Source organism: uncultured Halovibrio sp. (assembly GCF_913056445.1).
Taxonomy (GTDB): domain Bacteria; phylum Pseudomonadota; class Gammaproteobacteria; order Pseudomonadales; family Oleiphilaceae; genus Halospina; species Halospina utahensis_B.
In genome coordinates, this window is sequence record NZ_CAJXMA010000109.1 from 1 (window position 1) to 7,817 (window position 7,817).

The following is a 7,817-nucleotide window of genomic DNA, read 5'->3' on the forward strand; positions in this document are numbered from 1 at the left end:
CTCCTCGCCGGTAAGCGGGCACAGGACCACGAGGTTCTCGGGCCGGTCGTTGATCTTCTGGAGCAGGGCTGTTGCGAATTCCGGCAGCCCGCGCGCGAAGTTGCGCTCTCCCAGGATGGGGAAAACGTGCCAGCTCTGGGCCCAGTCGCCCGCCTCCACATTGCCCGCGGGGGCAATCCAGTGGTCCTTGTAGGACCGGCGCAGCAGTTCTTCGGTGCGTTCATGGATGCGGTGCTCAATGGCATGCACAGTGCGCACCACCGCCTCCGGCGCCTTGCTGTCGGCGTCCAGGCGGGCCTGCTGGTCCTTGAGGAAATCGCTGTTCTGCCTTGCCGCGCGCAAGGCCATCTTGATTGCTGGCTGCATCAGGTTACCAATGGGGTCCGATTCGGATGGGCGGCGAACTATACCAGAAAACGCCGGCCAAGACGATTGCCGGGCGGCGTCTGGCGTCAGGGAAACCCGCGAGCCGTCTGCCGCAGCTCTGTCGTGCATGCTAGTATGCGCCCATCATTGGTAACAGGCGCCCGCCCGGCGGGTGGAAAGCGGAATGTCGGACTATCCTTCCCTTGAAGGCCTCCGGGTGGTGCTGGTTGAACCTTCCCATCCGGGGAACATCGGTGCCGTGGCCCGGGCCATGAAGAACATGGGTGTCTCCGAGCTGGCCCTGGTGTCGCCGGTTTCATTCCCGGATGAAAAGGCCAGCGCCAGGGCCTCCGGGGCGGATGATGTGCTGGCGAACGCCCGGGTTGTATCGGACCTTGGGGAGGCCGTTGCAGACTGTGTGGAAGTGATTGGTGCCAGTGCGCGCTCCCGTAGCGTGACCTGGCCGATTCTCAATCCGCGTGACTGCGGTAGCCGGGTGCTGGAGCAGCGCCCGCAGGGTCCTGTGGCCCTGGTTTTCGGCCGGGAGGATAATGGGCTTTCGAATGAGGAGCTCAGGCGCTGCCATTACCATGTGCAGGTGCCTGCGAATCCGGACTTCAGTTCCCTGAATCTGGCCATGGCGGTGCAGGTGATGCTCTATGAGGTGCGTATGCAGAGCCTGTTCGATGTGTCGGAGTCTCCAGCGCCGCAATGGCAGAGCACTCATAGCCCGGTCGATGACGGCTGGGATGAGCTGCCGGCCACCGCTGCGGACATGGAGCGCCTGCTGGCCCACCTGGAGCAAACGCTGACGACCACCGGTTTTCACGACCCGGAGCGTCCGCGACAATTGATGGTCAGGATGCGTCGGCTGTTCCAGCGGGCTCATCCTGACCGCATGGAAATGAACATTCTCAGGGGAATCCTGACCAGCGTTGATAAGCTGGCCCGTTCCCGGAACAGGGGCAATCATGTTTGACCATCTGCGCGAGGACATCCAGAGCGTCTTTCACCGTGATCCCGCGGCCCGTAATGCGTTCGAGGTGCTGACCAACTATCCCGGCCTGCATGCACTGCTTTTCCACCGGATGAATCATCGGCTCTGGCAGTGGGGCTTCAAGTGGCTGGCACGTACCATCTCCACCTTTGCCCGCTGGCTTACAGGGGTTGAGATCCACCCCGGGGCTACCATCGGCAGGCGCTTCTTTATTGATCACGGGATGGGGGTGGTCATCGGTGAGACGACGATCATTGGTGATGATGTCACCCTTTACCAGGGCGTGACCCTGGGGGGAACCAGCTGGAACCACGGTAAACGCCACCCGACCCTGGGGGATGGCGTGGTCGTGGGGGCTGGTGCCAAGATTCTGGGTCCCTTCACCATCGGCCGTCACGCCAAGGTGGGCTCAAACGCTGTGGTCACCAAGGAGGTCCCCGAGGGGGCGACAGTGGTGGGCATCCCCGGGCGTATCGTGACCAAGAAGGAAGAGCCCGAGGAGGGGCGCCGCAAGGCTATGGAGGAGAAGATCGGTTTCGATGCCTACGGGCTCAGCGAGGACATGCCGGATCCGATCGCCCGCTCTATTCGCAGCATGCTCGACCACATGCATGTGGTGGACGAGCGTATCGAATCCATGTGCAGGGCGCTGCAACAGATGGACAGCTATCGTGGTTCCACGGAAATGCCACCGCTGCCGCTTGACTTCGACTGTGGCGACGTGCCGGCTGAAGGTCGGGACAAGGCTGCTGACGAGGGTGAGTCGGGGGCAAATACTTGACTGTTTTACTTGGTTAATTGATAATCAAGGCCTATCTGTCAGCGCAACCGGATTCCGATCATGAAGCTGACCACCAAAGGGCGCTACGCTGTTACCGCGATGCTTGATCTGGCCATCCATTCCGGGAGTGGGCCGGTTTCCCTTGCGGACATCTCGCAGCGCCAGGGCATATCGCTGTCCTATCTCGAGCAGCTTTTCGCGAGATTGCGCCGCAGCCACCTGGTCACCAGTGTACGTGGGCCGGGAGGTGGTTACCGGCTGACGCAGGCGGAAGATGCGATATTCGTGGCGGATGTGGTGGACGCGGTCAATGAGTCGCTGGACACCACCCGTTGTAATCGTGCCGGCGACTGCCAGAATGGCGAGATGTGCCTGACCCATCACCTCTGGGCGGATCTCGGCGATGAGATCCATCGCTTTCTAAGCCGGATCAGTCTGGCGGAACTCCGGGATAAACCGGAGGTTCAGGCGGTGGCTCAGCGTCAGGATCAGCGCCAGCGCGAAACCGCGCTTATTGCGGGCGACACCCGCCACGCAAGTGCCTGAGCGGTTGCCGCGCGGACGGTTCCCAACAGCGAAACAATCCCATGACACAGACCATCTATCTTGACTATGCCGCCACCACGCCCGTTGACCCGCGTGTGGCGGAGACCCTTCAGCAGTACCTGACGCCGGACGGCATCTTCGGCAACCCGGCTTCCCGTTCCCATGCCGTGGGCTGGCAGGCCGAAGCAGCGGTTGAGCAGGCGCGCGCCCGGGTGGCTGGGCTTATCGGTGCGGACAGCCGGGAGATCGTCTGGACCTCGGGCGCCACCGAATCCGACAACCTGGCCATCAAGGGCGCGGCGCTGGCCAATCAGGCCCGGGGCGGCCATGTGGTGACGTCCATCATTGAGCACAAAGCGGTGGTGGACTGTTTCCAGTGGTTGGAGGAAAAGGGGTTTGAAGTCACCTGGCTGGAGCCGGATGAGTACGGCTGTATTGCAGCGGAGCAGGTCGAAGCGGCGCTCAGGGAAGACACCATCCTTGTGTCGCTGATGGCGGTGAATAACGAGCTGGGCAGCATCAACCCGATCGCGGCCATCGGGAGCCTGCTGCGTGAACGGGGTGTCCTGTTCCATGTGGACGCGGCCCAGGCGTCAGGCAAGATGGGTCTGGATGTCACCCGTATGCCAGTGGACCTGATGGCCCTGTCCGCGCACAAGGTCTACGGGCCCAAGGGTATTGGGGCGCTCTACGTGCGGCGGTCACCGGATGTCACCATCGAGGCTCAGATGCATGGTGGCGGTCATGAACGTGGTCTGCGGTCAGGAACCCTGGCAACCCATCAGATCGCGGCCATGGGTCATGCTTTCAGCCTGGCGCTTGAGGAGGGTGACGCCGAGGCGGAAAGGTTTGAAGCGCTGCGTGCGCGCTTCATTATGGGCCTCGAAGGGCTGGCGGGCGTCCAGGTGCATGGTCCGGAAACCGAGCGCGTTCCCGGCATCATCAATATCGGCTTTGAGGGCGTGGATGGCGAATCCCTGCTGCTGGCCCTGAGGGGTATTGCTGTCTCCTCTGGTTCGGCCTGCGCTTCAGCCACTACTGAGCCTTCCTATGTGCTTCAGGGTATCGGCCTTCCGCCGGAAAAGGCTCAGGGGTCGCTGCGTTTCTCCCTGGGGCGTTTCAGTACGGAAGCTGAAATCGACGCTGCCGCCGAACGCATCACAGAGGCGGTGCAGAGGCTGCGCGAACGCAGTGCCGCGCGGCGTGCGACGGTGTGACTTTACGCCTGAGGTGCGTATAATTCCGCCCGGATTCCACAGATTACTGATAACAGGAGTTTCATCCCATGGCTATTGAGCGCACCCTGTCGATCATCAAGCCGGATGCGGTATCCCGCAACCTGATCGGCGAAATTGAGAGCCGTTTCGAGAAAGCCGGTCTGCAGGTTGTGGCAGCCCGCATGATCCACATGACCCAGGAGCAGGCGGAGGGTTTCTACGCCGAGCACCGTGAGCGCTCGTTCTTTCCGGATCTGGTGGGCTTCATGACCTCCGGCCCGGTTATTGTCCAGGTACTGGAAGGCGAGAACGCCATTGCCCGGAACCGTGAACTGATGGGCGCGACCAACCCCAAGGAAGCGGAAGCAGGCACCATCCGGGCGGATTACGCCGATTCGATCGACGCCAACGCGGTTCACGGCTCTGATTCGCCGGAATCCGCCGAGCGCGAGATCGCCTATTTCTTCAACGACAGCGAGATCTGCCCGCGCACCCTGTAAGACCAGCGCGGACAGAGAAGGTATCCAAGCATGAGCAACACCGGCACCCAGAGTTCAGCTGAGAAGGTTAATCTTCTTGGCCTGCCGCGGCACAAGATGGAGCAGTTCTTCGTCGATATCGGCGAGAAGAAGTTCCGTGCCGGGCAGGTCATGAAGTGGATTCACCATTATGGGGTGGATGACTTCGAGGCCATGACCAACGTCAGCAAGACGCTCCGTGCACGACTGGCGGAGATCGCCGAGATCCGGGGGCCGGAGGTTCTTCTTGATGAAACCTCGAGCGACGGCACACGCAAGTGGGTCATGCGCATGGCCGAGGGCAACAGCATCGAGACGGTGCTGATTCCCGATGGCGAGCGCGGCACCCTGTGTGTCTCCTCCCAGGTCGGGTGCAGCCTTGACTGCAGTTTCTGTTCCACCGGCAAGCGTGGCTTCAACCGTAATCTCTCCGCGGCGGAGATCATCGGTCAGGTCTGGGCGGCGCTGCGAACCTTCATGCCCTTCGATCGCACGAAGGAGCGGCCCATCACCAATGTGGTCATGATGGGCATGGGTGAGCCGCTGCTGAATTTCGACAACGTTGTCGATGCCATGGACCTGATGATGGATGACTGGGCGTACGGCATTTCCAAACGCCGGGTGACCGTCAGCACTTCCGGGGTGATTCCGGCGCTGGAGAAACTGGGCGAGGTTTCCGATGTGTCACTTGCCATTTCGCTCCATGCCCCCAATGATGAGCTGCGGAACGAACTGGTGCCGCTGAATCGCAAATACCCGATCGAACGTCTGCTTTCGGCGACGAAGCAGTACCTGTCGGGACTCGGGGATCGGCGCAGGGCAACCATCGAGTACACGCTGATTGAGGGCGTCAACGACCAGCCGGAGCATGCATCGCAGCTTGCGGATCTGCTGGTGGACGTGCCGTGCAAGGTCAACCTGATCCCGTTCAATCCCTTCCCCGAGAGCGATTACCGTCGCCCGAGCGGGAATGCGGTGAAGCGGTTTCAGGACATAATGAACCAGGCCGGCTATATTACAACGGTGCGTACAACACGCGGCGACGATATTGATGCCGCCTGCGGCCAGCTGGTCGGCCAGTTCGAGGACCGTACCCGCCGCAGTGAGCGTTATATTCCGGTTCACCAGGAGGTGGGCTGAAGGCAAACGATTCGGAGGATGACTGACTCCATGCCAGTGCGATCAAAGGCTGACGCGATGCGGATCACCGCGATTCTGATGCTTTGCATTGTCGCGGCGGGTTGTGTCTCGCAGCGGCAGGGAACCTTCGCCTCAGGCAATCCTGAGCAGGCGGAGGAGGATTACGTGCGTCTGGGGTTGGCCTATATCCAGAATGACCGCTATGACCGGGCCCGCCAGCATCTGGATCGTGCGCTTGAGATCAATGATGAAAGCGCCCCCGCCATCGCCGCCAAAGCGTTGATCAACGAAGAGCAGGGTGAATACGACCTGGCCGAGCAACGCTTCCGGCGGGCACTGGATCTGGAACCGGAGTATACCCGTGGCCGTTCCCATTTCGGGGTTTTCCTCTATAACCGTGGCCGGTATGAGGAGGCTCTGGAACAGTTTCGGAAGGCATCCGAGGACACCGATTACGACAGTCGCGCCGGGGTTTTTGTGAACCTGGCACGTACCGCGAGCCAGCTTGACCGCCATGATGAGGCGGCGGACGCCTATAAGCGCGCCATGAAGCTGCGGCGTGGCAGTACGACAGCCCACATCGGTGCGGTGACGGCCCTGATCGATGCCGGGCGTTATGCGGAAGCCCGGCCCCTTTACCGTCGACTGACCATGCGCATCGAACGCTCCCGGGAGCTCTCCCATACGCCTGCGTCCCTGCTGGCGGGGATCCGGCTGGCAAGAGAGTCAGGCGAGGAGCGAGAGGCGTCCGGGCTGGTGGAGCAGTTGCGTGAGCGCTTCCCGGATTCCGAGGAATACCAGCAATACAGGACCATGGTCACCGATGAGTGAAGAGGGTAGCGCCGAGAACAGTAACGGGCCGACAACCCGGCTCGTGGGCGAACAGCTGCGAACCGCCCGCGAGCACCACGGAATGGATCGACAGGATGTCGCGGATCAGCTGCATCTGAGGCCATCGATCATCCAGGCCATTGAGGAAAGTGATTATGAGGCCATGCCCGCGGATCTTTTCCTCAAGGGGTATGTCCGGACCTATGCGCGTCTCACGGAACAGGACGGGGATGATCTGATTGCCCGCCTGGATCGGGAACTCGAACCCTACCGCGAGAGTCAGGAGGCGCAGAAGGAGCCCAGCCCGACAGAAGTCATACGTCAGAAGAAGATTCGCAGGCGTCGTATCGGGGGCATGACCATCGCGGTTGTGGCAGTGCTGCTCCTTGGCTGGGTGGTCTACGAGTACGGACCCTGGGTGGTGGATTCTGCGGTGGAAGCGGCTGGTGAAGTGGAATTCGAAGTGCCGGATCCAGGTTCTGGTGCGGGGGCAGAGGCCGACTCCGAGCCCGAGCCTGAGCCTGCCACCGCAACGGATGAGGACGACACCACTGGTGCGGGGAGCTCCGAGGCTGGCGCGGATACCGAACCGGCATTCTCGACGCCTGTTGCCCAGGTTGATGACTCTGGTGGCGCTGCGTCCAACGGTGGAACACAGACGGCTACCGGCGAACAGCCGGGTGGCAGCCAGCCATCGCTGACCATTACGTTTGATGGTGCCTGCTGGGTTGAGGTGGTTAACGGCAACGGAGAGCGGGTTGTGGTCACCCTTGCCCAGGAAGGTGAGACAGTTGAATATGAGGGCCCCGTGCCCTTTGAAGTGCTGCTCGGCAACGTTGACGCGGTAGCCTCGGTGCGCTTTATGGGCGAAGCGGTGGAACTCGAACAGTACCCCGTGAATGCCGGGCGTACACAGTTTGTACTTGATACAGCCAATGGCTGAACCCCGCAGGGGCAGCCGCAGAGAATGGCAGGTTCAGAACGATGCTTAAGAACGAAGAGTCTCCCATCAAGCGCAGGCCATCCCGCCAGATCCATGTGGGGTCGGTTCCCGTGGGGGGCGATGCGCCCATAGCCGTTCAGAGCATGACGAATACCGATACCCTCGACGTTGAGGGGACGGTGGCGCAGATCCGTGGCCTGGAGGAAGCCGGTGCCGACATTGTCCGGGTATCGGTTCCGGACATGGATTCCGCTGAGGCCTTTGCGAAGATCCGCGCTGCCGTGAATGTGCCGCTGGTGGCGGACATCCACTTCGACTACAAAATCGCGTTGCGTGTGGCGGAGCTGGGCGTGGACTGCCTGCGCATCAATCCCGGCAACATCGGGAAGGAAGAGCGGGTCAGGGCCGTTATCAACGCCGCCAAGGATCACGGCATCCCGATCCGTATCGGCGTCAACGCCGGCTCCCTGGAAAAGGA

Annotated in this window: 10 protein-coding genes; 9 read left to right on the top strand and 1 reads right to left on the bottom strand. The window is 61.6% G+C overall.

The window, feature by feature from the left end; genetic code table 11:
* On the bottom strand, positions 1 to 366 hold a 366-nt coding region (locus tag QZ501_RS14140), incomplete at its 3' end, for a hypothetical protein (RefSeq protein ID WP_295720404.1).
* Positions 367 to 550: 184 nt separating this feature from the next.
* Between QZ501_RS14140 and trmJ the strand changes: the two genes are divergently transcribed.
* The 9 genes from trmJ to QZ501_RS14185 all read left to right on the top strand — a co-directional run.
* Positions 551 to 1,345, top strand: coding sequence for a tRNA (cytosine(32)/uridine(32)-2'-O)-methyltransferase TrmJ (gene trmJ / locus QZ501_RS14145; protein ID WP_295720405.1), 795 nt, complete (start codon positions 551 to 553; stop codon positions 1,343 to 1,345).
* Positions 1,338 to 2,144 (top strand): serine O-acetyltransferase, encoded by an 807-nt coding sequence (gene cysE / locus QZ501_RS14150; protein ID WP_160899137.1) that lies wholly within the window; start codon positions 1,338 to 1,340, stop codon positions 2,142 to 2,144. Before trmJ ends, cysE begins: the two co-directional genes overlap by 8 nt.
* Before the next feature lie 60 nt (positions 2,145 to 2,204).
* A complete protein-coding gene (locus QZ501_RS14155; protein ID WP_151440568.1) occupies positions 2,205 to 2,690 on the top strand; it encodes an Rrf2 family transcriptional regulator in 486 nt (161 codons plus the stop codon).
* 41 nt (positions 2,691 to 2,731) lie between these two features.
* The gene (locus QZ501_RS14160; RefSeq protein ID WP_160899138.1) at positions 2,732 to 3,907 is read left to right on the top strand and encodes an aminotransferase class V-fold PLP-dependent enzyme; all 1,176 of its coding nucleotides are present in this window, start codon (positions 2,732 to 2,734) and stop codon (positions 3,905 to 3,907) included.
* Between the two features lie 68 nt (positions 3,908 to 3,975).
* Entirely contained in the window at positions 3,976 to 4,407 is a 432-nt protein-coding gene (ndk, locus tag QZ501_RS14165; protein WP_151440566.1) for a nucleoside-diphosphate kinase, read from the top strand.
* A gap of 30 nt (positions 4,408 to 4,437) precedes the next feature.
* Positions 4,438 to 5,565 carry a 23S rRNA (adenine(2503)-C(2))-methyltransferase RlmN gene (gene rlmN, locus QZ501_RS14170; RefSeq protein WP_151440565.1) on the top strand — a complete coding sequence of 376 codons (1,128 nt, stop codon included), beginning with the start codon at positions 4,438 to 4,440 and terminating at the stop codon, positions 5,563 to 5,565.
* Positions 5,566 to 5,595: 30 nt separating this feature from the next.
* The gene (gene pilW / locus QZ501_RS14175) at positions 5,596 to 6,396 is read left to right on the top strand and encodes a type IV pilus biogenesis/stability protein PilW (RefSeq protein WP_160899139.1); all 801 of its coding nucleotides are present in this window, start codon (positions 5,596 to 5,598) and stop codon (positions 6,394 to 6,396) included.
* Positions 6,389 to 7,339 (top strand): RodZ domain-containing protein, encoded by a 951-nt coding sequence (locus QZ501_RS14180; protein ID WP_160899140.1) that lies wholly within the window; start codon positions 6,389 to 6,391, stop codon positions 7,337 to 7,339. Before pilW ends, QZ501_RS14180 begins: the two co-directional genes overlap by 8 nt.
* Positions 7,340 to 7,380: 41 nt before the next feature.
* Positions 7,381 to 7,817, top strand: a 437-nt coding sequence (locus QZ501_RS14185) for a flavodoxin-dependent (E)-4-hydroxy-3-methylbut-2-enyl-diphosphate synthase (RefSeq protein WP_295720411.1), incomplete at its 3' end; no start/stop codon positions are given.

Coding starts and splice junctions, on each gene's coding strand:
- QZ501_RS14155 (WP_151440568.1), top strand. CDS start 2,205: ATGAAGCTGACCACCAAAGGGCGCTACGCTGTTACCGCGATGCTTGAT.
- QZ501_RS14180 (WP_160899140.1), top strand. CDS start 6,389: ATGAGTGAAGAGGGTAGCGCCGAGAACAGTAACGGGCCGACAACCCGG.
- QZ501_RS14160 (WP_160899138.1), top strand. CDS start 2,732: ATGACACAGACCATCTATCTTGACTATGCCGCCACCACGCCCGTTGAC.
- ndk (WP_151440566.1), top strand. CDS start 3,976: ATGGCTATTGAGCGCACCCTGTCGATCATCAAGCCGGATGCGGTATCC.
- pilW (WP_160899139.1), top strand. CDS start 5,596: ATGCCAGTGCGATCAAAGGCTGACGCGATGCGGATCACCGCGATTCTG.
- trmJ (WP_295720405.1), top strand. CDS start 551: ATGTCGGACTATCCTTCCCTTGAAGGCCTCCGGGTGGTGCTGGTTGAA.
- rlmN (WP_151440565.1), top strand. CDS start 4,438: ATGAGCAACACCGGCACCCAGAGTTCAGCTGAGAAGGTTAATCTTCTT.
- cysE (WP_160899137.1), top strand. CDS start 1,338: ATGTTTGACCATCTGCGCGAGGACATCCAGAGCGTCTTTCACCGTGAT.